The organism is Flavobacterium succinicans, assembly GCF_001662485.1.
GTDB classification, from domain to species: domain Bacteria; phylum Bacteroidota; class Bacteroidia; order Flavobacteriales; family Flavobacteriaceae; genus Flavobacterium; species Flavobacterium succinicans_A.
In genome coordinates this window covers 203,937-227,860 of sequence record NZ_JMTM01000035.1, presented here as the reverse complement: position 1 = coordinate 227,860, position 23,924 = coordinate 203,937, and the positions used below count along the sequence as shown (strand labels likewise).

Genomic DNA, 23,924 nt, shown 5'->3' with positions numbered 1-23,924 from the left:
CAAAAAAATCTTATTCGGCTACTTTTTTTAATTTATTCAAATCTTTAATCGCGATTTTTTTACCTACTAATTCCACTAGACCGCTTTTGTTGAATTCTGATAAAATACGAATACAACTTTCGGTGGCTGTACCAATCATACCGGCTAATTCTTCTCTAGAAAGTTGTATTTTCAAAGTATTGTCAGCATTTTTTCCAAAAGTCTCTTGTAGATAAAGCAAGGTTTCTGCTAATCTATTTTTGACTGTCTTTTGTGCCATTGAAACTACATGTAAATCAGATTCTTTCAAGTCACCACAAATACTTTTCATCATTCCTAATGAGAATTGATTGTTTTCATTGAAGAAATTCAAGATTTCGGATTTTGGGATGAAACAAACTTCCATGTCTTCAAGAGCAACTGCTGAAAGATTGGCAGGCTCATCGCTAACCATAGAACGCTGACCTAAAAGCTCTCCAGCCTTTACCAATTTCACAATTTGATCTTTTCCGTTTGTACTTAGTTTGGATAGTTTACAAAAACCTTCCTTAATGCAATATACACCGTTTATGGTTTCGCCTTCTTCAAAAACAGGTTCCCCTTTTTTTATGGTGTAAGAAGTTTTGCAATTAGCAATCTTTAATAATTCTTCTTTGTTTAGTGCTTTTAAAGAACTAAATTCACGTACAATACATTGTTCACATTTGCTCATTTGCGGATGGAATAATTTTTGGCAAAAATAAGTAAATTTATGACAAAAGTCATATTTTTAGGTTAATCAATTTGCAATCTTTGCAGCACTTTAATTGGGACAATACTATATGGGAAAAGAAAATTGTTTTCACTGCGGCTTAGACATTGAAAAGGCTGAAGTTATTCATTTCGATGCTAAAGTTTTTTGCTGTAACGGTTGTAAAACGGTTTATGAAATATTTAGTACGAATGACCTTTCTTGCTATTATGATTTTGAACAATCGCCTGGAGCCACGCCGCTTGATATTGCAGGGAAATACGATTTTTTAGATAATCCAACCATTGTTGCCAAGCTTCTAGATTTTCAAGAAGAAAACACCGAAATCATTACTTTAAATATTCCACATATTCATTGCAGTTCTTGTATTTGGATTTTAGAAAATCTACAACGATTGCAGTCAGGAATCAATACTTCTCAGGTCAATTTTCCAGAAAAAAAGGTTAGAATTAATTACAATCCAACCTTGGTTTCGGTAAAAGATATTGTTTATTTATTGAGTTCTATTGGGTATGAGCCCTATATAAGTCTGGAGAATTATGAGTCTGGAAAAGAAAAAATAGATAGGAGTTTGACTTATAAGTTAGGGGTAGCCTTCTTTTGTTTTGGAAATATTATGTTGCTCTCTTTTCCTGAATATTTTGAAGTAGAAGAATATTGGTTGGATCAATATCGCGGTTTTTTTCGTTGGTTGATTTTTGCCCTTTCTTTACCTAGTTTTTTCTATTCGGCAAGTGGTTATTATGTGTCGGCTTATAAAAGCATTCGTTCCAAAATGTTGAACATCGATATTCCAATCGCGCTTGGGATAGTGGTCATGTTTATCAGAAGTACCTTTGATATTATCATGGATTACGGTTCTGGATTTTTTGACAGTTTATGTGGGCTGATTTTTTTCATGCTTTTGGGAAAAATGTTTCAGATAAAAACCTATAGTTTCTTGAGTTTTGAAAGAGACTTTAAATCCTATTTCCCTATCGCTATTACCCGAATTAATTCTGATGCTACCGAAGAAAGTATTCCTGTTTTTGATATTCAAAAAGGCGATCGATTATTGATTCGAAATCAAGAACTTATTCCTGTTGACGGCATTTTAATTAGTGAAAATGCAGAGATTGATTATAGTTTTGTTACAGGCGAAGCGATTCCTATTGTAAAAAAATCAGGCGATAAAATCTTTGCAGGAGGAAAGCAAATCGGAAAAGTAATCGAAATGGAAGTATTGCATTCTGTTTCTCAAAGTTATTTGACACAACTGTGGAGCAACGACGTTTTTCAGAAAAAAGTAGAGCAAAAACACAAAACCATTACCGATACGATTTCGCGTTATTTTACCCCGATTCTTTTATTGATTGCTTTTGCTGGTTTTGGATATTGGATATTTTTTGATGCAAATACGGCTTTTAATGTTTTTACGGCTGTTTTGATTGTAGCATGTCCTTGTGCCTTGGCTTTGACCGCTCCATTTACTATGGGGAATGTGTTGCGAATTATGGGAAAACAAAAGTTTTATCTCAAAAATGCTTTGGTGATAGAGCAATTGGCCAAAGTAGATACTTTAGTTTTTGATAAAACGGGGACTATAACGACCAATAAAAAATCGAATATTAGCTATCAAGGTATTGAGTTGGGTATTGAAGAAATAGCATTGATAAAGAGTGTTTTGAGGGCTTCAAATCATCCCTTGAGTAGGATGCTCTATGACTTTTTACCTGAAACCAAAAGAGAAAAAGTTATCCTTTTTGATGAAATACCAGGAAAAGGAATTCAAGCTAAGATTTTAGATAAACAAATTCAAATTGGTTCTGCTTCTTTTGTAGGGAAAGTACAAGAGGAAGGGATGCAACAAACCGCAGTTCATATCAAAATTGATGAGGTGTATTATGGTCAGTATGTTTTTAATAATGAATATCGAACAGGTTTAGAAGATTTATTTCAAGTATTGAATAAAAAGTTTGAAATAAAAATTTTATCGGGAGATAATGAAGGCGAAAGACCTACTTTAGAAAAATTGCTTCCCAATGGTGTGGAGTTGGTTTTTAATCAAAAACCTGATCAAAAATTAGCTTTTATCAAACAATTGCAAGAACAAGGCAAAAACGTGATGATGGTAGGTGATGGTCTGAATGATGCTGGAGCTTTGGCAAAAAGTAATGTTGGAATTTCAATTTCTGAGAATGTAAATGTGTTTTCACCAGCCTGTGACGCTATTCTTGATGCATCGGAGTTTTTCAAATTAAACTACTTTTTGAACCTTTCCAAAGACGCTATAAAAACAATAAAAATGAGCTTTGCATTATCTTTATTGTATAATGTAGTTGGTCTTGCTTTTGCTATTACAGGAAACCTTTTACCGCTGGTTGCGGCAATCATTATGCCGTTGAGTACCATTACGATAGTAAGTTTTGTAACGATCATGAGTAACTATTATTCTCGAAAAAAAACAAATAGATTGTATTAGTAATAGTAATTTTTTGCATAATTTTAACAAAACAAGATTAAATATGATAAAAGTCATATTTTGAAATTTTTCTTAAATGTATTTTTGTCTATATAATTCTTAATAATATGAGTGTCATTTATCTTTTAATTTCCATCAGTATTTTTGTCGCAATAGGCTTTTTTGTTGCTTTTGTTATTGCAGTAAGAACCGGACAATACGATGACGATTATACACCTTCTGTGCGAATGCTCTTTGATGATGAGTTAGCCAAAAAAAATCAAAAATCAACAATAACAAAAGAAAACTAATTTAATTATGGAAATGCAACAATTTTATTACGACAACAAAATTGTAAAGAAGTTCATTTACGCAACCATCGTTTTTGGTGTTGTGGGAATGCTTGTGGGCCTTATTTTGGCATTGATGTTTCTGTTTCCAAACGTAACTGAGGGGATTTCCTGGTTAAGTTTTGGTAGATTGAGACCTTTACACACGAATGCTGTTATTTTTGCCTTTGTAGGAAACGCAATGTTTGCTGGGGTATATTATTCCTTACAGCGATTATTAAAAGCAAGAATGTTTAGTGATTTCTTGAGTAATCTTAATTTTTGGGGCTGGCAGTTAATTATTGTTGCCGCAGCAGTCTCATTGCCATTAGGTTATACTTCATCTAAGGAATATGCTGAGTTGGAATGGCCAATAGATATTGCAATTGCTTTGATTTGGGTTGTTTTTGGTATCAATATGATTGGAACAATGCTCAAAAGAAGAGAGCGTCACTTGTATGTAGCAATTTGGTTCTATCTAGCTACTTTTATTACGGTTGCTGTTTTACATATTTTCAATAGTTTAGAATTGCCAATTTCGGCAATGAAAAGTTACTCAGTTTATGCTGGTGTTCAAGATGCTTTAGTACAATGGTGGTATGGTCACAATGCAGTAGCGTTTTTCTTAACGACACCGTTCTTAGGATTAATGTACTATTTTGTGCCTAAAGTAGCCAATCGTCCTGTTTATTCTTATCGTTTGTCAATTATTCACTTTTGGTCTCTGATTTTCTTATACATTTGGGCTGGACCACACCACTTATTGTATTCTGCATTGCCTACTTGGGCACAAAATTTAGGAGTAGTTTTCTCAGTAATGTTGATTGCTCCATCTTGGGGAGGTATGATTAATGGATTGTTAACTTTGAGAGGAGTTTGGGACAAAGTTAGAGTTGAGCCTGTTTTGAAATTCTTCGTTGTAGCAATGACGGGTTATGGTATGGCAACTTTTGAAGGGCCAATGTTGTCACTGAAAAATGTTAACGCTATTGCACACTATACGGATTGGATTATTGCACACGTACACGTAGGAGCCTTGGCTTGGAACGGATTTATGGCTTTTGGTATTATTTATTGGTTAATCCCAAGAATGTCAAAAGGAACGTTGTACTCTACTAAATTGGCGAATTTCCACTTTTGGATTGGTACTTTAGGGATTATTCTTTATGCTTTGCCAATGTATGTTGCAGGTTTCTTACAAGCATCCATGTGGAAACAGTTTAATCCTGATGGAACATTAACTTATGGAAATTTCTTAGAAACAGTAACTCAAATCATGCCAATGTATTGGATGAGAGCTGTTGGTGGTACATTGTATTTAACAGGAATGTTGGTATTAGTGTATAACATTGTACAAACCGTTCGTAACAGCAATGCTATTGAAGATGAATTGGCAGAAGCCCCTGCATTACAAGAAGTAAGCAATAAACGTTTTAAAGGGGAAAAATACCATACTTGGTTAGAAAGAAGGCCAATACAAATGGCAATTTTAGCTACAATAGCTATATTAATTGGAGGTATTATTCAAATTGTTCCTACCATTATGGTTAAATCAAATATTCCAACTATTTCAAGTGTAAAACCTTATTCTCCTCTTGAATTAGAAGGACGTGATTTGTACATCCGTGAAGGTTGTGTTAGCTGTCACTCTCAATCCGTTAGACCATTCAGAAGTGAGGTAGAACGTTACGGTCCTCAGGCCAAAGCAGGGGAGTTTGTATACGATCATCCGTTCCTTTGGGGGTCAAAACGAACTGGTCCAGATTTGCAACGTGTAGGTCAAAAATACAATGATAACTGGCACTTTAACCATTTCTGGAGTCCACAAAGTATTTCAGCAGGTTCTATTATGCCAAGTTACAAATGGTTGTTTGATAACAAGCCGATGGATGTTTCTATGACTGAAAAGAAAATGAAAGCAATGGTTACTCTTGGTGTTCCGTATACAGAGGCACAAATTGCCAACGGACAAAAAGACCTGAGAGCACAAGCTATCAAAATTGAAGAGAGCTTGAAAAATGATCCTGACTTCGTGAAAAGTTACGAAGAAAGTAAAAAGAAAGCAGAAGCAAGAGGAGAAAAATTTGTTCCTATGAACGAAAGAGAGATTGTGGCTTTAATTGCTTATATGCAACGTTTAGGTACTGATATTAAGGTAAAAGATAATAAATAAGAAAGACGATGTTTGAACAAATTAAACACAATATGGAGACGATTGCAGGGATTGAAATCTATCCAATACTTTCATTGTTGATTTTCTTTTTCTTCTTTGTAGGATTAGCTTTTTGGGTGTTTTCGTATCAAAAAGAAACCATTCAAGAAATGAGTAATATTCCATTAGAAGACAATCCTTCTGTATAATTTTAAAGTGTAAAAAAATGAAAAAATTAATTCCAGTATACGTTAGGGTTCCCCTTATTTTCTTCGCCGTTTTTGGTGCGATGGAGTATTTTATCGACTCAGGGGATCGTCCTGCATTTATTAAATTCCCAATGGTTTCTGTATTCTTGTTTGTCTTTCTTTTCTTATTGATTGCCATCGAGATAACGGTAAGCGCTATTGATGCTATTACTTATAGCTTATTAACTGATGAGCAAAAAGCCAAACTAGAAGAAGCTTCTTCTGTAAGTTTAGGAGAAAGTGATTGGTATAAAAATTTAATGAAAAAATTAACTAAGTCAGCTCCAATTGAAAAAGAAGGAGAGCTGCTTTTGGATCACGATTATGATGGAATTCGTGAGTTAGATAATAGTTTACCACCATGGTGGGTGTATTTATTCTATACTTGTATCGTTTTTGCCGCTGTATATTTAATTCGTTATGAAATATTAGGTGCTCCAGATCAGGAAACAGAATTGAAAAATGAAATCGCTCAAGCCAAAATTGAAGTGGCTGAATATATGAAAACAGCTCCGGATTTGATGGATGAGAAAACGGTTACTTTGTTGACTGACCCAGCCGAATTAGCCATTGGAAAAGAAATATTCACAACCAATTGCGCTGCTTGTCACCGTGCAGATGCTGGTGGTCAAATTGGTCCAAACTTAACCGATGATCGTTGGATTTTGGGTGGTGGAATCAAAAATGTTTTTCATACCATTATGAATGGTGGTCGTGACGGAAAAGGAATGATTTCTTGGAAAGGAACTTTGAAACCAAAAGAAATGCAAAAAGTTGCAAGTTATATTTTATCTTTAAAAGGGAGCAATCCTAAAGACCCTAAGGCTCCAGAAGGAGAAATTTGGGTAGATGATGCCGCTCCAAAAGCAGATGGCGCAGCAGCTCCAGTAGCAGTAGCTAAAGATAGTACTCAAGTTAAATAATGTAATTTCAGTAGTTGTATAGTCTGTGTCAAAGTGTTTTACTTTGACACAGTCGTTTTAAAAAGTCTTATAAAAACAAAAGCCATGGCAGTTTTACCTGATGAATCTTTTCGTGATAGTATTGCCACTATCGATGAAGAAGGCAATAGAAAGTACATTTTTCCCAAAAAACCTTCTGGGAAATTTTACAACTATCGCAAATGGTTGAGTTATTTTTTGTTGATCATTCTTGTTGCCAATCCATTCATAAAAATTAATGGCAATCAGTTTATGATGTTCAATGTTTTAGAACGTCGTTTTAATATTTTTAGCTTTCCATTTTGGCCGCAAGATTTCTATCTTTTTGTTTTGTTCATGATAGTGGGAGTAGTATTTGTGATACTATTTACTGTGATTTTTGGGCGTATTTTTTGTGGATGGATTTGTCCTCAAACCATCTTCTTAGAAATGGTCTTTAGAAGAATTGAATATTGGATTGAAGGTGATCGCGGCGCTCAAATCCGATTGGATAAGCAAGAATGGAATGCTGATAAAATAAGCAAGAAAGCTGCAAAATGGTTTATCTTTCTTTTGATTTCTTTCTTTATTGCTAATGTATTTTTAGCTTATTTAATTGGGAGCGATGTTTTATTCAAAATGATTGAAGATGGGCCTAAAGGACATTGGAGCACATTAATTTCACTATTAATTTTTACAGGAGTTTTTTATTTTGTCTTCGCTTGGTTTAGAGAACAAGTTTGTATTATTGCTTGTCCGTATGGTCGCTTACAAGGTGTTTTGTTAGATAATAAATCAATAAATGTTGCCTACGATTTTGTGCGTGGAGAAAAAGAAAATGGACGCGCAAAATTTAATAAACAAGAAAACAGAGCGACAACGGGAAAAGGAGATTGTATTGATTGTAAGCAATGTGTTCATGTGTGTCCTACAGGAATTGATATTAGAAATGGAACTCAATTAGAGTGTATCAATTGTACGGCTTGTATTGACGAGTGTGATACGATTATGGAAAGTGTTGGTTTGCCAAAAGGATTAATTCGTTACGCTTCAGAAGATGAAATTGAGAAAAACGAAAAGTTCAAGTTTACTACTCGAATGAAAGGCTATAGTGCTGTGCTGTTTATTTTAATTGGAATTCTCTCTGGATTGTTATTTTTACGTGCAGAAATAGAAACGTCTATTTTGCGTTTGCCTGGACAATTGTTTCAACACAAAGGGAATAACATCAGTAATGTGTACACCTTCAAAATCATCAATAAGTCCAATAATGAGATTAAAGATGTTCACTTTAAGTTAAAAGACATTAAAGGAACATTGAATGTGGTAGGAAAACAAAATCTAGTGGTGCCAAGACAAGGTATGAGTAGCGGAACCCTTTTTATCGAAATCAATAAATATTTGCTAGAAAGCGATAAGACCAAAGTTGAAATAGAAGTGTACGAAGGAGATGAATTAATTCAAACTACAGCTACTAATTTTTTAGGACCACGTAGTTTCGATTAATACTGTTTTTTAATAATTAAATTATAAAAGATGAAATTAAAGTTAAATTGGGGAACATACATTGTAATTGCTTTTGCTTTGTTTATGACTTTTATCCTTTACTTTGTTGTAAAAGTACAATCAGATTCTAAATACGATAATGACTTAGTGGTTGAGGAATATTATAAACACGATATTCATTATCAAGAAGAAATGCAAAGAGTTCAAAATGCGCAAGATTTGCCTAATAAGCCTCTAGTATCGCAATTGGAAAATGAAATTACGATTACTTTTCCAGCGAACTTTGATCCAAAAAAGATTACTGGTAATGTAGCTTTGTATCGTCCGTCAAATAAAAAATTGGATTTTCAAGTAAAATTAGCCTTGACAGAACCAGTTTTGCATATCCCAAAAACGAATCTTGTTGGAGGAAGTTGGGATATCAATATGGAATGGCAGTATGAAGGCAAAGCCTATTTGACCAAAGAAACGATTTACATCAAGTAAGTACTAAGCATTTAAAGTCATCTCCAAATGTTATATACCGCTTTTTTATTCGGATTGATAAGTAGTTTTCACTGTGTTGGAATGTGTGGCCCTATCGCAATGCTTTTGCCAGTAGATCGCACGAATCAGGCTAAGAAGGTAACTCAGATTTTGACCTATCATTTTGGAAGACTCACGGCTTACGGAAGTATGGGACTACTTTTTGGATTATTAGGCAAAGGTTTTTTTATGGCTGGAATTCAGCAAAAGCTTTCTATTGTTATCGGTATTGTAATGATTGTAGTGGTTTTAATCCCAGAAAATATTTTTGCAAAGTACAATTTTTCGAAACCCATTTATCGATTAATTTCTAGTTTGAAGCAAAAACTAGGAAGTCAATTCAAGCAAAAAACGTACAAGTCATTATTTACAATTGGTTTGTTTAATGGATTTCTTCCCTGCGGTATGGTTTATGTCGCTTTGTTTGGTGCTATTGCTATGCAAAGTCCTGAAATGGGAGTACTTTATATGATTTTATTTGGTATTGGGACGATTCCTCTGATGAGCACAGTAGTATATATCAACTCTTTCTTGACGTTGGCTGTTCGTAATAAAATTCAAAAAATCATACCCTATGTTGCTGTCGTTATTGGTGTATTGTTTATTCTAAGAGGATTAGGATTGGGAATTCCATATATTTCGCCCAATACAACAAGCTTATTTGTGCAACAAAATCCCAATTGTCATTAAAAAAAGTTTATACAGTCATAGAAAAAAGCGCCGTTTCAGGTGCTTTTCTTTTTAGCAACAAATCGAAAGCCATGCAAATATTACGAACAAAAGGTTTTCCTGCTTCCAAAACTGTAATTTTCTGATTCTTAATGGTAATTAAGCCGTCTTTTTGCATTTCTTCTAGTTGCGCAATAACCTCAGGCAGTTCTTCGAAATATAGGTTTTGATCTTTCCAAGAGGTTTCAAATTGACACATTAAATTAAGAATATGCTGTCTTATAATTAAGTCTTCTGGAGTTAAAATATGGCCACGGTATACAGGTAATTCTCCTTTTTGTAACCATTCGTAGTATTCTTCTATAGTTTTTACATTTTGTGCAAAACTATACCAACTATCACTTATTGAAGATACGCCCAAACCAATCATTAGTTGCGTTTTCGAGGAGCTGTAGCCCATAAAATTACGATGAAGGGTTTTGTTTTTGAATGATTCAAAAAGACTGTCTTCTTCTAGGGCAAAATGATCCATTCCAATCTCGTGGTAGCCATTTTTGCTCAATAATTGTTTGCCTACTTCATATAATTGACGTTTTTCTTCGTCCTTTGGTATGTCGGCATCATTAAAACCTCTTTGGCCATTTCCTTTGATCCATGGCACATGCGCATAGCTATAAAATGCCAAACGATCGGGATGCAACGATTTTGTCTTCTCTATCGTATCAACAACATCTTCGAGTTTTTGAAATGGAAGACCAAAAATAATGTCATGTCCAATTGAGGTGTAGCCAATTTCTTTGGCCCAAAATGTTACTTTGGCCACATTATGAAAAGGCTGAACTCTGTGTATTGCGTTTTGAACTCTTTCAGAATAATCTTGAACACCAAAACTCACTCTGCGAAAACCTAAGTCATACAGCGATTGAAGTTGTGATTTTGTAGTATTGTTCGGGTGTCCTTCAAAACTAAATTCATAGTTAGGAGCTTTATGGGCTTTACTGAAAATTCCGTGGATTAACTTTTCTAAATGTTCCGAAGAAAAGAAAGTGGGCGTGCCTCCTCCCAAATGAATCTCTTTGATGATTGGTTTTTCTTCAAGTAGTTCACAATACAAGCTCCATTCGTTTAATAAAGCTTCGATATAGGGGTGCTCAACTTGGTGATTTTTTGTAATTCTTTTGTTGCATCCGCAAAAGGTGCAAAGACTTTCACAAAAAGGCAAATGAATGTATAAACTAATACCCTCGGTTGTATTACTTTCTTTAAATGAGTGTTTTAGTGTTTCTACCCATAAGTCTTTAGAAAAAAGCAACTCATTCCAATACGGTACGGTTGGGTAACTAGTATATCTAGGACCAGGCACGTTGTATTTTTGAATTAGATTTTTTTTCATAATTAACTTAAATTTAGACTACAAAAATATTTGTAATTGCTTCTTAAGGAAATGATATTTATCATAAAAAATATAAAAAACTGAGAAAAGAGTAAAATATATCTTTCCTCAGTTGTTAATTATGTATGCATTATGTTATTTAATCCAACAAAGAACTAATCTTCTGTCTCCAGTTTTTGGCTAATTTTTCATCTTCAAAAAGGCAGACTTGATTCATAGGGTCAAATTTCGCATCATAAACGGTAAAAACTTCTTTTTGATTGAGATGTTTGTACAGCAATTCAAATTCAATTTTTACAGTTGAATTAGTTTCTTTATCTGTTGTGTAAAGCATGTGACAGCCTACGATTTGGTTTAAATCGAAGAATTTATAGAAAGTGTCTTTGGAGTTAAAATCAATAAAAAGAAAGGCTTTATGCTTTTTGTCTATCGAAAAAACCTTTTTGTTTTGCTGATCCGTTTCTTCAAAATCGAATTTGTTTTCGGGATTGTGAAGGGCTTGTATAGCATTAATTTGTTTTTGTTTGATGCGATTTCCTCTAAATACGAAGTACAAAGGGATTGCTATTAAAATGGTTAGAAATAAACCGATGATTGTTACTGCGGTATCCATGTTTTTTTGTTTTAAGTGAATGAATAGTGAAGCACTGAGATTCATTTTTTGAAAATCAGTACGTAAGATACAAAGCGTATCCGAATGCAATTAGTTCATTCAATCACCAAAAATAATGGACAGGAAAAAGTAAAAAAGATACGTTAGGTACTCTATTTATACTTTTAGAAGAAAAAGCTTTAGCAGCTACTTCTTCAGTAGTGGCAAGGCTTAGCGTAAAATAAACAACCGAGCATAAAGCAAAACTTGGCGTATAAAAGCGCTGGCTTACTACCGTAAAATCAACCGTTGTAGGCTGAATAAAAAAAGAGGTGTTGGAAAGTTGTTGAAGTAAATTAGATTCTTCTTGTGTTGCTGTAATAGCAACACTTTGGCTTTTGTTTTCGCCTTTTGCAAGACAAAACAAAAACACTGAAAAAAGAACTATTTTACCTAAAAATTTCATGGTACAAAAGTACAATTCTCTAGTGAGCTTAGGTAAAGAACAGGCTTAAATGATTGTTAATGTTTATTCTGCTTACTGCAAAATACGTCTAGAAAATGACTAAAATAATTGAAGATAAGGGCTTTATTAATTGCTGTTCTTCTATGTCAATGGTAGGTTTTTTAATCTTGAAAACAAGTAGGATGTTTTACATTAAATGATGGAGTTTGTTTTTTATTGCGATTAAATCCAACAATTTAAAATGATTATTCTTTATCGATATTCTTTATAAATTCATCATATTCGAGATAGAAAAGTTCTAAAGCATTCATTTTCTCGAAGAAAAAATCAAAAATGTACTCCCAATGGTTGCGATTACTCATACTGTATCCATTTTTTTCAACCCAAATGCGGCTAATGGTTTTGCCATTTTCTAAAGTAAAATTTTTTTCAAAAACCAAATCTTTGATGAATTCATCTTCCAAAATACCTTTCAAAGCTTCAATTTTTTCGAAATATTGAGAACGTAAGTCATCATTTCGGTGTTCGATATCAATGAGTACTTGAGCTTTTTTGTTATCGGCAAAAAATTTAAAAGAGAAATCTTTAATTTTTGTATCATACAACACCCATTTTCTTGGGTATTTTTCGGCGAAGGCCACCCAAAAATCGTGTTTTAACCGTTGATTTTCTGCTTTACTGTACATCTGAATTGAATTTAGAAAGTTTGGTTTGTATTCCAAACAAAACTATAGTATATTTATTGGAATGCTTGCAAAAATAAGTTTTACCTATGAATTTTCAAGATTTTCAGCAATATATCCCTCAACTACTTGAGGCTCCGCTTCCTGCTTTTGCCTCCCATATAAAAATGGCGCCAAAAGAACGAATAGAATCGTTAAAATCCTTTGGTTATGCAGATAAAAATCCTCGTAAAGCAGCAGTTTTGATGTTGTTGTATCCGAAAGAAGAGCAAACGCATTTGGTATTGATTGAAAGAAATTCTTATGAAGGCGTTCATTCGGCTCAAATTGCATTTCCTGGAGGGAAGTTTGAAAAAGAAGATCTAGAATACGAAACTACAGCTTTGAGAGAATCCGAAGAAGAGATTGGAATTTCGCGTGAGCAAATAAAAATAATCAGACCTTTTTCTCCTTTGTATATTCCGCCTAGTAATTTTTTAGTGCATCCCTATTTAGGTATTGCCAAAGCATCTTTACAATTCACTTTAGATCCGAAAGAGGTAGCTAGTATTATCGAGTTACCTTTGTCTGATTTTTTGAGTGATGCGCTTTTACATGAAACTAAGCTAACAACATCTTATGCTACAAATATTGCGATACCGGCATTCAAAATCAACCAACATGTTGTTTGGGGAGCTACCGCTATGATGCTAAGTGAGTTGAAAGAGGTATTGCATTTAGTGCTTAGAAAATCTTAAATAAATATTTTTTTTCTTGATTTATTGTAAATTTATTGCAAGTTTAGTGTTTTCTAATCGTTAAGAAAATATGTCGTATCTTTGCACTCCAATTTCAAAAAAGAATTTTTATGGGATTATTTAAGAGAAATCCTTTTGGTCATATCCTTTTTATAAAGAAATGGTTAATCCGAATTTTTGGTGTAGTTACCCATAGAAGGTATCGTGGTTTTAACGAATTACAAATAGAAGGTTCAGAGATCATTCGAAATTTACCAGATACGAACGTACTTTTTATCTCCAATCATCAAACTTATTTTGCCGATGTTGTAGCCATGTTTCATGTATTTAATGCGAGTTTAAGCGGAAGAGATGATACCATCAAAAACGTGTGTTATTTGTGGCAACCCAAAATGAATATATACTATGTTGCCGCCAAAGAAACGATGCGTGCAGGCTTACTCCCAAGAATAATGGCCTATGTTGGTGCAATAACTGTAGAAAGAACTTGGCGTTCCAAAGGAAAAGATGTTACTGAAAAAAGAGAAGTAAATCCTAATGATACCGAGAATATAAAGATTGCTTTGGCAGATGGTTGGGTAATTACATTTCCTCAAGGTACTACAAAATCATTTAAACCCGTTCGTAAAGGAACCGCGCATATCATCAAAGAACACAAGCCTATTGTGGTTCCGATTGTAATTGATGGCTTTAGACGTTCTTTTGATAAAAAAGGCTTACGATTAAAAAAGAAAGGTATTCTGCAATCATTTATCATCAAGGAACCTTTAGAGATTGACTATGAAAACGAAACTATTGACGAGATAGTAGAAAAAGTAGAATACGCCATCGAGCAGCATCCTTCCTTTTTGAAAGTTATTCCTGCCGAAGAATTGGAAACTCAAAAGGAACTCGACAAAATGCGAAAATGGGAATATTAATATAAAAAAAGCGGTCAAAATTTTGACCGCTTTTTTTATAAATCTATTTTCTTTAGTTCTTTGTAATTGTCCAATAAACGTTTGAGTAATCTACCGTAAATGATACGGTAAAATAACCAAATAACCCCCAAAATTAATCCCACAAAAAGCATTAGAATTAAGAAAGTAAATATCATTGCCGACATATTACTGCCTATTTTTTCGGTTAAGGCAATCGTCTCTGGATTAAACTTGAAAGCAATGTAAAAAGCTACAAAAAATGCTAAAACTATTTGACTTAAATTATAGTATATATAATAGTTGACAGTTTTTCGAGTTTTAATAATGTCAAGCATTAATTTTTTGGTTGATGCTGTCGTTGATATGTTTTTGTAATTTTTATAGAACAAATAAATAAATACAAACCAAACTACGTAATTGAAATAATCATAAATATTGTAATACAAAGTAAATTCCTCATGTCTCATTTTTTTGAAATAATCATCAATGTCAATACTAGTGTTTAATAGCGTCCAAAAGGTTAACTCCAAAACACTCAATATCAAAATCCACATCACTATAGAGGAAGATCTTTTATGAATCATTTGGTAAATGTCCTTTTCGGTCACCTGTTCAAAAGAAGCTTCGTTCTTTTGCCAATCTTTTTTTAACAAATCCAGTTCTTTCATTAGGCTAATGGATTTAGTATTTTTTTTAATTTTCCTTTAATTCTATTCATTTTCACTCTTGCATTGACCTCGCTAATCCCTAATGTTTCGGATATTTCGGTGTAATCTTTGTCTTCTAAATACATAAAAATTAAGGCCTTTTCAATATCGTTCAATTGGTACACCGCTTGGTACATTAACTTTAATTGTTCTTCCTCTTCATAATCATATTCGACCTCAGGAGTATAATGTTGTCTGCCTTCAAATTCAGTTGTGGCCACCGAGCGTTTGTCTTTGCGATACAAAGTTATGGCTGTATTTAGCGCGACTCGGTAGGCCCAAGTAGAGAACTTACTGTCGCCTCTAAACTTGGGAAAAGCTTTCCATAACTGAATGGTGATTTCTTGAAACAAATCCTTGTGCGCGTCCTCACCAGAAGTATACAACCTACAAATCTTGTGGATGATATTCTGGTTCGCTTGCAATTGCGAGACAAAGGATTGTTCTAAAGTATCGGACATATAGACATTAGTGGTTCAAAACTGATTTTTGTTACAAATAAAACTATTTTTTTTAAGGAGCACAACTTTTGGGAATACCAAGACGATTCGTCCCGCTTTCCGTTACAATCTTTGTCGGCTGAACCCCAGCCCACAAAGGATTTTCACTGCAATCGGGGCTATTTTACACGTTCTGTTTTCAGAAGAAATAGGACTTACAACGAATGCTGCTTAAAATAATTCACCATCAAATCCACATATTTACTATAGCCTTCCATTCCATCTTTTTGTTGGTTCATTTTTAGTAAGTTGTCGTAAAAAATATGAAATCCTTTGTCGATAAAAGTGTCGTATTGTTGCCAAAAGGTTTCACTTTCCTTAAAGTTGGCTAGTACTCCAGGATGAATTGTTTTTAAAAAGAGCGCCACTTTTTTTTCATCACGTGCTTGCCAATTTCGCAAACAATAGCGCAAAGCCAAACTGTAACCAGAATATTGAATGTAAGCATCTTTATTTTTTATCGAAGCCAAAAAACCAATAAAATTGCACTCACTTTCACTAGCAAAACCTATTTGATGCGCCATTTCGTGATTCGCAGTCATAGGAAAACTGTACAAAGGGCCCAAACCATTCACTTGCGCTTCATTGGTAAACGGATTCAAATAGCCACCAAATCCCATATACGTCAGCGGAATACTAAAAAGTGATTTCTTAATACTCAAATGGCTGTATCGAAACATCGAATGTTCACGGGCCAAGTTTTGGTAGCCATTCGTATTCATTTCAAATAATTGCGATTTGGAATAAGGAACAACTACTTTACGATTTTTGTCTTTCATTAGTCCCAATTGAATCGCATTGGTTTTGGCAATTAGCTTTTGAGTAAAAAATGCTAAATCCGCATCCGAATACTCTCTTTCAATTTTCATTTTTTCATATAGCGGTTCTCTGTAGTAATTGAGTCCCCAAAGCAAATGAAAGAGAAAATAAACTACAGATAAAAAACTTAAAATAGAAAGTGAGACTTCTTTCCATTTTTGTCTTGGTGTTACACTTTGTATGGTTTTATTTTTTTTGAGCAACCAAAACCAACGAATCGCCCAAATAATTAGCAAAGCATACAAAACATCGCCCAACGAAAAAGGAAGTTTCCCTAAACAGATTCGTAAACTATTTGAGATGAATACATAAAGGCCATTGCTGTACCAACGTTCGATAAATTCTGGAAAAAAATGAATGATTTTAAGTAGTACTATTTGAAATACGAGGAATAACGGTAAAAGGTATTTTCTTTTCAATTTTTTTTAATGTAAATATAAATACTATTACATTACCTAAATAAGTAGTTGGTAAACTTTGTAACTTTGAAGAATTATTATTCTACACTGTTATTTTTAAAAATAAGACAAAACAATGAGTCAAGAAATAAGAAATTTAGAGCCTAAAGCACTTTGGAATCAATTTGCTGATTTGAATGCTGTACCACGTCCTTCTAAAAAAGAAGAGCAAGTAATCCAATTTATGAAAGATTTTGGGAATCGTTTGGGGTTAGAAACCTTTGAAGACGACATCCGAAATGTAATCATTCGCAAACCGGCTACTCCAGGAATGGAAAACCGTAAACCTATCGTCTTGCAAGGCCATTTGGATATGGTGCACCAAAAAAACAACGATACCGTTTTTGATTTCGAAACGCAAGGAATCGATATGTATGTTGATGGTGACTGGGTACGTGCTAAAGGAACGACATTGGGAGCTGACAACGGTTTGGGCGTAGCGGCAATTATGGCTGTTTTAGAAAGTACTGATATTCCACATCCTGCCATTGAAGCCTTGTTTACGATTGATGAAGAAACAGGAATGACAGGGGCGCTGAACTTACAAGGCGGTATTTTGCAAGGTCAAATATTATTGAATTTAGACACCGAGGAAGATGACGAAATCGACATTGGATGCGCGGGTGGTATCGATGTAACCGCAACAGCCGAATACGACGAAGAAGATACTCCAGAAGGTTCTGTGGGCTACAGTATTACTGTTAAAGGCTTGCAAGGTGGCCATTCAGGTATGGATATTCACAAAGGTTTGGGGAATGCCAATAAAATAATGAACCGTTTATTGTTTGACGGATTTGATAACTTCGGATTACAAATTGCGTCAATTGCTGGAGGAAGTTTGCGTAATGCGATTCCAAGAGAGAGCGTTGCCAAAGTGATTATTGCCGCGGTATACGATGAAGCTTTTGTTTTTGATATGCAACAAATCGTAAACGAGATTAAAGCGGAGTTCAAAACGACTGAGCCTAACTTAGAAATTGTTTTTGAAAAATTGACTGAAGTTCCTGCCAAAGTAATGCCTTCTATAGCGCAGTTTTATTTTGTGCGTTCGATGTATACGGCTCACAACGGAGTGTATCGTATGAGTGCTGATTTTGACAATTTGGTAGAAACGTCTAACAATATTGCAAAAGTAATGGTAGGCGAAGGACAGTTGACCGTGCAATGTTTGACCCGTTCTTCTGTAGAGTCTTCTAAAATGGATTTGGCGAATGCGTTGCGCTCTGCCTTTGAATTGATGGGCTGCGAAGTAGAGTTTTCTGGAGCTTATCCGGGATGGACGCCTAATCCAAAATCTGAAATTTTGGATGTGTTGGTTGGTATTTATGAAAAACAAAATAATGCTAAACCTAATGTAGTGGCTTGTCACGCAGGATTAGAGTGTGGAATTTTAGGTACCAATTATCCAGATATGGATATGATTTCTTTTGGACCAACGATTCACGGAGCCCATTCTCCAGACGAAAGAGCAAGTATTAGTTCTTCTCAAAAATTCTGGAAATTCTTCCTAGAGATTTTAGCAACTATTCCTGTGAAATAGTAACATAAAAATTATTCAGTTTTATAGTGTTCAGTGAATTGCTGAACACTATAACTGATAACTGAATACTAGTTTAGTCCCTTTTGGGACTATTTTTTTTATCTCGTTTTTCTTCTTTCTTTTCTTTCGCTGTTTTTAGCGGTTCTTTTTTTGCTGTTTTTTTAGCATTTAGACTTTTTGCCATGATTACTTTCTTTAGTGAATCTAGTAAAGGTAGGTTAATTTGCTTCCATTACAACTTTTAAAAAAAAACTCCCAATCACAAGATGCAATTGGGAGAATGATTTTTTGATTAAATGTTGTATCAAAAGAGAGAAATTCTACTTCTTTTTCAAAAACAAAACTAAACCTAAAATGCTAACAACTAAAATAATCAAAGCGGCTAGAACGGTAGACAAGTCTCTAACACTTTTTCCTGCCCAATCCATAAACAAGAATTTATGAAAAATAGCAAACGAATAGCCTTCTATTTTGTCCGATGTTTCGACTAGAGCTGCTAATCTTGAGGTGGCTGTTTCTATAAAATAGGTTTTTTTATTTGGCGTGTCATACGCTAACTTGATTACTGGCAAACGTTTGTTGACAAAACCATATTCTCTGCTATTGAATTCTGTAAGCTGTTTGGCTTCTAATAGTTTAGCTTCTTTTATCGCGCAGTTAGGTTCGGTAGACGTGTTGTCCATTTCACAGCAAGCGGCTTTCTGAGTGTTGTCATCAAAATAATTAGCCAAAAAAGTAGCGTAATCTATATCTAAATTGGGACGTACTTTGTTGGTAACACTGTTGATGTACACAATTTCGCTAACGGGTTGTGCTTTTTTGTTGCCCCATTTTGGTTTTTCGGTAGTGCTTTTGTTATTGGATTGTAATTCGCAACGGTAATAAATGCTGTCATTATAACGAATCAAACTGGTGTTTTCCAATTTTTTCCAATCTAAAGCTAAGGCTGTATTAGCGGTTGGTAACTCATTGGTTTTAAAAAGGGGTTCATACACCATTTTGTCTAAAACATAAGGTTCCCATTTGGTTGTAGCGTGATAAGCCCCACTAAAAGCAAAGGTTAAGGTAAAAAACGAAAACCAAATTCCGATTTGACGGTGATAGGCTCTAATTCCTTTTTTGGGCGCTAGACGGTCTGTTTTTTTGAATTGTTTCCAAAATAAGCCATAAATCACAATCCCGCTTATGGCCGAGAAGAAGATAATGCCAAGGAAAATGAACATTACTACTATACGGATGCTGTTGTTGCTAATCCAATCTATGAACGCCCAATTATGAAACGTGTCAAAAAACCAAATGAAAGCTTGTCTTGATTTTGGGTTATAGGTGGCTAGTTTGCTCGAAGCGGTTTCTACATAAATCTCCATAGCATCTGGACGATTGTACGTGATTTTATAAACTGGTAAATAGCGATTGATGTATTTGTACTGAGAATTGAATTCAGTTACCACTTCCGTTTTGGCGATAGTACTTTCTTGGTCTTCTAAAAAGTAACGCGAAAGCCAGTGTGCGTAGTGTTGGTCTCCGTTTTCTAGTTTTTTTGAGGTTGCTGTATCAAAGTAGAAAAGTGAATCTTTTTCGGTTTTCACTTGATAATAAGTAGCCTTGTCAAAAGATACTATTCTGAAATTTTTGAAGCTGCTGATTTGGTTTTTTAGCAATACTTCTTTAAGGGAATAGTTGATTTTTGACGAGTCGATGGTTACTTTTTCGATTTGTTCATTGGCAATAGTCGGTTTGAAAAAATGCGCCATAAAAGGATGCATTATCCCTGACAGTGTCCAAAAAATAACGGGCACAATCGTAATAATCCCAATGTATCTGTGCCAAGCGTATATTTTTTGCTTTACTTTTTTGATGAATTTCGAATCCTTTTTCTTGGATGTTTTCTCGTTGTTGTGGGTTGTGCTCATTGTTTGTTTTTTTTAGCCCCGGTAGTAGCGGCATCCTTTTGGGGCGGGGTTCGCCCCAAAAGATACAGCGGATGACGGGATTAGCTCCTAATTATTTTTTTAATGAAAAATTATATTGTAATCCTATTAAGAAGGTTCTAGGTGCGGCGGCAGTATACGATGGTTGTGAGGTGCTTAGATTGGCGCGCGACACATTAAAGGCGTATAATTTATCGGTCAAATTCATTATGTTTCCAAAAAATTCAAGGGATTTATAGTGATAGCCCAATCTAAAATTGAAAATATCGTAACCTGCATATTTTACCGTGTTGATTTGGTCTTGGTAATAGCTTCCTACGGATTGCCATTCTAGAGCTGTTCTAAAATTAGGTAACCAATTTGGGTAATAGCTGATTTCTGCGTTTCCTGACCATCTTGGAGCTTGAGGCATTTCTTTACCATCTAAGTTTTTCAATGCATCGGTTGGTCTATCCGATACTTTGAAGTTGATAAAGGTGTGCTCAGCAACAGTTCCACCAAATCGAATGTTCAATTGCTCAGAAGGTTTGTAGCTGAAACCAAATTCAACTCCTTTATGTCTTGTTTCTCCTGCAGATTGAAAATCGGTTGAATTGTCTGGTTGGCGGATACTTAACAGTTCATTTTTACCATCCATATAGTAGATGGCATAATCAAAATACAACTTGTTTTTTAGAACATTTATCCAACCACCAGCTTCGTAGTTGTCGAAAGTAGCTGGCTCAAGATTGTAGTAAAATTCAGCGGGTTTACCTGTGGTTCCACCTGTTCCTGGTTTGGCTCTAAAAATAGATGTGATTCCTGGAGGTGCAAATCCTTGTGCATAATTAGCATAAAATCCAAAGTAAGTAGATGGATTGAAGTTGGCTCCAGCTTTGAAGGTTACTTTGTCGTATATTTTGGTTCCGATGGATTTATCGAGAGCATTGTCATAATCAACTTTCATATTGTCATAACGTAAGCCTCCAGTAAGAACCAATTGTTCAATAGGACTAAAACTAATTTGAGCATATTCGGCAGAGTTGTAAATGTCAGCTGTATAGTCCACTAATTTGATGTCTGGTCTTTCTGCGATTTGTTCGTAATTGTTTACTGTTAATCCACCTGGGTTTAAGTTGGCTTTTAAGTCGGTTCTATACGCCCAATAGGTTACTGGGGAATAGTCATAAAGTACACCTGCGACAATTTTGGTATCCCAAAAGGATAGTTCTTGGGTGTGTTGTGCAATGGCGCCATAACTTTTGAAATTGTTAGAGTTGATTTCGCCTGTTGCTGTAGTTTTTCCAGTGGTCCAACGAATAGAGTAGGAAGGATTTTGTCCTAATTTGTTATCTCTAAAATAAACTGTCAAGGCACTACTTGAGTTGCTATTCCAGTCGTGTTCAAGCGCCAATTTAGTTCGTAAGGCATCGGATTTTCTATAAGTGAAATCGGTGGTGCTTTTGTAGGTTCTGTTGTAAAATGCATCTTCGTTTACACTTCCACTCATATCCGAATAATATTTACCCCACATCATTGTACCGATTAATCGAGTTTTTGGACTGATGTTGAAGTCGATACGGGCATTCAGATTGTCTTTATTGTAATCAGAGAAAGCCATCCAGCCATTTTTTTGCAAACTTGAAATTCCAGCTATTTGAAAACCAACTTTGCCAACAGTCGCACTTGCCATAGCCTGAATACGGTGGTAGCCCCATTGGTCGGCTTGGATTCCGAATTTGAATTCTGGGTCTACTGTTGGTTTTTTTGAAATTAAATTGATGGCACCGCCAACGGCTTCAGGTCCATACAATGAAGAAACAGGCCCTTTGACTACCTCAATGTTTTGAAGGTTGAATTGGTTGATTTCTAGTAATGCATTGTGATTAAAAATTCCCATTGGACGAATAGGTAATCCGTCTTCAAGGTATAAATAATAGGCATTTGTAGTCATAGGTTGGCGAATAGCCATAGAATGTTGCTCATTCCCTAAATTGACCATCAACACGCCAGGTATTTTGTTGATTACTTCAAATACAGCAACGGCTTTAGCTTCGTCTATAGTTTTGGCGTTCAGTTTGCTGATGGCCGTTGGGGTTTGTTTTCTTTGGGTAGCGGTACGGTTGGCGGTAACAAAAACGGTTTCTAAATCTTGGGTTTTGGTACTATCTTTTTCGGTTTTATTTTGCGCAATAGCGATTTGCCCTACTAGTAATAAGGCTGTAATATATTTTTTCATTTGGTTTATCTGAAATTCTAATCTTAAGTTGATTTTTTTTGTTTAAAAACATTTACTAAAGTAGAAGCGTAGCAGATGGTGGTCGAAAATGATATAAAACTATTGAAATGGGTTTTTGAACAGTGCTGTAAAACTTTTTCTTGGTCAAAAAAATGAAAACGTTTAGAGTGTAATTGGTCTCTAAGAGCGATTTTACATAAACGATATGGGTATTCTCTTTTAAGCGGTTATCAAAATCTTTTTCATTGTCATTTAGTTTTTTTAAACTTTTTTGTAGCTCACAACGACCGTTACACGTGTTGTTAATGAGTTGTCTTTGAACACAAATCGTTTTTGAAATTTCATTTTGATTGATTTTGAATAGTGTAAATAGAATAGCGTGCTCCATAAGTGGGAGCATAAGAATAAATGATAAACTAATTACAAGAAATTTTTTCAAAATCGTGTGGTTATAAACTATAATTCAAATTAATACTCCAACGATAATTAGCTTCCATTTTACTATTGGCTAAGTGTTGATTGATAGGTAGCATAGTATTAATTCCAAGAGAAAAATTGTCTTTTCCTAGTTCTACACCAAGTTTGCTAAACAAAACATCTCCAGCAGTATTAGGTAAATTCAACCCATACTGTTTATTGGTAGCATAAACTTCTCCTGCAATTCCTAATTGAGGTACAAATTGAACAGCGGAAGTATCAAATAAATAAAAAAGCGTGCTGCCATAATTGAACTGATTTCCAAATTGGTATTGCTTTTTGTTTTCTGTTTTTACGGTATAATTGGCCATAGTATGCAATCCTAATTTCCCTTTTTTGAGGATGTATTCTGTAGCTAATAAAAAATCCCAACTCCCAGTTCCTACTTGAAAACTTTGGTTGATATTTCCAGCATTGTTGGTTTCGTTAAACTTCCCAGTAGGCATTTTTACACCACCTCCAAGCTGTAATTTATGAATCAAAAGAGTGCTGTCTTTGTGAGTTTTATAGATAGTATATAATCCCATCAGGGTGATGTCGCCCAAACCTTTGATGGATTCGTTGCCAGTGGTTCTTTCTCTGTTGTGAAACTGGTAAGGAACTAATAGCGAAAGTTGTAATTGTTCTGTAACGGGAATTTTACTCCAAATTTGAAGGGTATTAAAGTGTTCGTCTACCCAAGGCGAATTAGCAAATATTCCGTCTTGGCTAGAATAACTTTGATAAAAATACCGAATCCCCACAAAATTAGAGTTCAGCATGGAACTGAATCCCATACTTCCACCACTTGCAGAACAACCACAAGCATCACAAAAATCGTCATAGCTTTCTATAAGCATCTTTTGAAAGGTAAATCCCGAAATTGGGTCTTCTGTCGTTGTACTAAATCCTATTTGATGGCATAAAATAAGAAGTAATAGGAATATTTTTTTCATTCTTGATGGGTTGTTTTTGTGTTTATTGA

The 23,924-nt window shown here is 34.7% G+C and carries 22 protein-coding genes; 11 read left to right on the top strand and 11 right to left on the bottom strand.

Annotated features, from left to right (window positions below; genetic code table 11):
- Positions 1-10: 10 nt before the first annotated feature.
- Positions 11-691 (bottom strand): Crp/Fnr family transcriptional regulator, encoded by a 681-nt coding sequence (locus FLB_RS06530; RefSeq protein ID WP_064715146.1) that lies wholly within the window; start codon positions 689-691, stop codon positions 11-13.
- A gap of 109 nt (positions 692-800) precedes the next feature.
- Between FLB_RS06530 and FLB_RS06525 the strand changes: the two genes are divergently transcribed.
- From FLB_RS06525 to FLB_RS06490, 8 genes are all read left to right on the top strand, one after another.
- Positions 801-3,191: a heavy metal translocating P-type ATPase gene (locus FLB_RS06525; protein WP_064715145.1), complete on the top strand. Its 2,391-nt coding sequence runs from the start codon at positions 801-803 to the stop codon at positions 3,189-3,191.
- A gap of 107 nt (positions 3,192-3,298) precedes the next feature.
- Entirely contained in the window at positions 3,299-3,481 is a 183-nt protein-coding gene (ccoS, locus tag FLB_RS06520) for a cbb3-type cytochrome oxidase assembly protein CcoS (protein ID WP_064715144.1), read from the top strand.
- A gap of 7 nt (positions 3,482-3,488) precedes the next feature.
- On the top strand, positions 3,489-5,672 hold the full coding sequence (gene ccoN / locus FLB_RS06515) for a cytochrome-c oxidase, cbb3-type subunit I (RefSeq protein WP_064715143.1): 2,184 nt from the start codon (positions 3,489-3,491) through the stop codon (positions 5,670-5,672).
- Positions 5,673-5,680: 8 nt separating this feature from the next.
- Positions 5,681-5,860: a CcoQ/FixQ family Cbb3-type cytochrome c oxidase assembly chaperone gene (locus FLB_RS06510; protein ID WP_064715142.1), complete on the top strand. Its 180-nt coding sequence runs from the start codon at positions 5,681-5,683 to the stop codon at positions 5,858-5,860.
- Between the two features lie 17 nt (positions 5,861-5,877).
- Positions 5,878-6,822, top strand: coding sequence for a cbb3-type cytochrome c oxidase N-terminal domain-containing protein (locus FLB_RS06505; RefSeq protein ID WP_064715141.1), 945 nt, complete (start codon positions 5,878-5,880; stop codon positions 6,820-6,822).
- An 84-nt stretch (positions 6,823-6,906) separates the two neighbouring features.
- Complete coding sequence (gene ccoG / locus FLB_RS06500) at positions 6,907-8,325, top strand: cytochrome c oxidase accessory protein CcoG (RefSeq protein WP_064715140.1); 1,419 nt, start codon at positions 6,907-6,909, stop codon at positions 8,323-8,325.
- 30 nt (positions 8,326-8,355) lie between these two features.
- Entirely contained in the window at positions 8,356-8,811 is a 456-nt protein-coding gene (locus FLB_RS06495) for a FixH family protein (protein ID WP_064715139.1), read from the top strand.
- A 27-nt stretch (positions 8,812-8,838) separates the two neighbouring features.
- Positions 8,839-9,540, top strand: a complete 702-nt coding sequence (locus FLB_RS06490) for a sulfite exporter TauE/SafE family protein (RefSeq protein WP_064715138.1) — start codon at positions 8,839-8,841, stop codon at positions 9,538-9,540.
- A gap of 7 nt (positions 9,541-9,547) precedes the next feature.
- Here FLB_RS06490 and hemN read toward each other — a convergent pair whose 3' ends face one another.
- From hemN to FLB_RS06470, 4 genes are all read right to left on the bottom strand, one after another.
- The gene (hemN, locus tag FLB_RS06485) at positions 9,548-10,912 is read right to left on the bottom strand and encodes an oxygen-independent coproporphyrinogen III oxidase (RefSeq protein ID WP_064715137.1); all 1,365 of its coding nucleotides are present in this window, start codon (positions 10,910-10,912) and stop codon (positions 9,548-9,550) included.
- Positions 10,913-11,051: 139 nt separating this feature from the next.
- Positions 11,052-11,525: a hypothetical protein gene (locus FLB_RS06480; protein ID WP_157490561.1), complete on the bottom strand. Its 474-nt coding sequence runs from the start codon at positions 11,523-11,525 to the stop codon at positions 11,052-11,054.
- Positions 11,526-11,628: 103 nt separating this feature from the next.
- Entirely contained in the window at positions 11,629-11,970 is a 342-nt protein-coding gene (locus FLB_RS06475) for a hypothetical protein (RefSeq protein ID WP_064715135.1), read from the bottom strand.
- 245 nt (positions 11,971-12,215) lie between these two features.
- A complete protein-coding gene (locus tag FLB_RS06470; protein ID WP_064715290.1) occupies positions 12,216-12,656 on the bottom strand; it encodes a DUF4268 domain-containing protein in 441 nt (146 codons plus the stop codon).
- Positions 12,657-12,742: 86 nt separating this feature from the next.
- On the opposite strand from FLB_RS06470, the gene FLB_RS06465 reads away from it, so the two are divergent.
- Positions 12,743-13,390 carry an NUDIX hydrolase gene (locus FLB_RS06465; RefSeq protein ID WP_064715134.1) on the top strand — a complete coding sequence of 216 codons (648 nt, stop codon included), beginning with the start codon at positions 12,743-12,745 and terminating at the stop codon, positions 13,388-13,390.
- Positions 13,391-13,500: 110 nt separating this feature from the next.
- On the top strand, positions 13,501-14,310 hold the full coding sequence (locus FLB_RS06460) for a lysophospholipid acyltransferase family protein (protein WP_064715133.1): 810 nt from the start codon (positions 13,501-13,503) through the stop codon (positions 14,308-14,310).
- A 35-nt stretch (positions 14,311-14,345) separates the two neighbouring features.
- On the opposite strand, the gene FLB_RS06455 is transcribed toward FLB_RS06460, so the two are convergent.
- From FLB_RS06455 to FLB_RS06445, 3 genes are all read right to left on the bottom strand, one after another.
- Complete coding sequence (locus FLB_RS06455) at positions 14,346-14,978, bottom strand: hypothetical protein (protein ID WP_064715132.1); 633 nt, start codon at positions 14,976-14,978, stop codon at positions 14,346-14,348.
- On the bottom strand, positions 14,978-15,478 hold the full coding sequence (locus FLB_RS06450; RefSeq protein WP_064715131.1) for an RNA polymerase sigma factor: 501 nt from the start codon (positions 15,476-15,478) through the stop codon (positions 14,978-14,980). The genes FLB_RS06455 and FLB_RS06450 overlap by 1 nt, the downstream gene beginning before the upstream one ends.
- A gap of 194 nt (positions 15,479-15,672) precedes the next feature.
- A complete protein-coding gene (locus FLB_RS06445) occupies positions 15,673-16,755 on the bottom strand; it encodes a DUF3810 domain-containing protein (RefSeq protein ID WP_064715130.1) in 1,083 nt (360 codons plus the stop codon).
- Between the two features lie 115 nt (positions 16,756-16,870).
- Here FLB_RS06445 and FLB_RS06440 point away from each other — a divergent pair, with 115 nt between their 5' ends.
- Entirely contained in the window at positions 16,871-18,334 is a 1,464-nt protein-coding gene (locus FLB_RS06440; RefSeq protein WP_064715129.1) for an aminoacyl-histidine dipeptidase, read from the top strand.
- A 320-nt stretch (positions 18,335-18,654) separates the two neighbouring features.
- Here FLB_RS06440 and FLB_RS06435 read toward each other — a convergent pair whose 3' ends face one another.
- The 3 genes from FLB_RS06435 to FLB_RS06420 form a co-directional block, all read right to left on the bottom strand.
- Positions 18,655-20,247, bottom strand: a complete 1,593-nt coding sequence (locus FLB_RS06435; RefSeq protein ID WP_064715128.1) for a PepSY-associated TM helix domain-containing protein — start codon at positions 20,245-20,247, stop codon at positions 18,655-18,657.
- A 91-nt stretch (positions 20,248-20,338) separates the two neighbouring features.
- Positions 20,339-22,483, bottom strand: coding sequence for a TonB-dependent receptor (locus tag FLB_RS06430; RefSeq protein ID WP_064715127.1), 2,145 nt, complete (start codon positions 22,481-22,483; stop codon positions 20,339-20,341).
- Positions 22,484-22,932: 449 nt separating this feature from the next.
- Entirely contained in the window at positions 22,933-23,895 is a 963-nt protein-coding gene (locus FLB_RS06420; protein WP_064715125.1) for a hypothetical protein, read from the bottom strand.
- Positions 23,896-23,924 lie beyond the last annotated feature (29 nt).